Raw genomic sequence first — 390 nt, forward strand, 5'->3', positions numbered from 1 at the left:
TATGCTTTACCCGCCAATTTACAGTCTATACGCAACCCTGTTTTCATCCTTATATATCAAACAAACTAAGCAAACCAAGCAAACCAAGCAAACCAAGCAAACCAAGCAATGCTAAAAAACAATTTATATGATAAACTAAAACATACTCCATACCATGGCAATACAAGGGATTTAATAATATGACAAAAGAAAATTTACAAAGTGTTCCACAAAATACGACCGCTTCACTTGTAGAATCAAACAACGACCAAACTTCCCTGCAAATACTTAAACAACCACCCAAACCCAACCTATTACGCCTGGAACAACATGTCGCCAAAAAAGATTATGAGCTTGCTTGCCGCGAATTAATGGCGATTTTGGAAAAAATGGACGCTAATTTTGGAGGCG

1 pseudogene is annotated in these 390 nt (G+C 37.2%); it reads left to right on the plus strand.

Annotated features, from left to right (window positions below):
• Window positions 1-179: 179 nt before the first annotated feature.
• Window positions 180-390: pseudogene (locus HMPREF2813_RS01055) on the plus strand (adhesin); the annotation flags it as partial.

Source organism: Haemophilus sp. HMSC066A11 (genome assembly GCF_001811665.1).
Classification (GTDB): domain Bacteria; phylum Pseudomonadota; class Gammaproteobacteria; order Enterobacterales; family Pasteurellaceae; genus Haemophilus; species Haemophilus influenzae.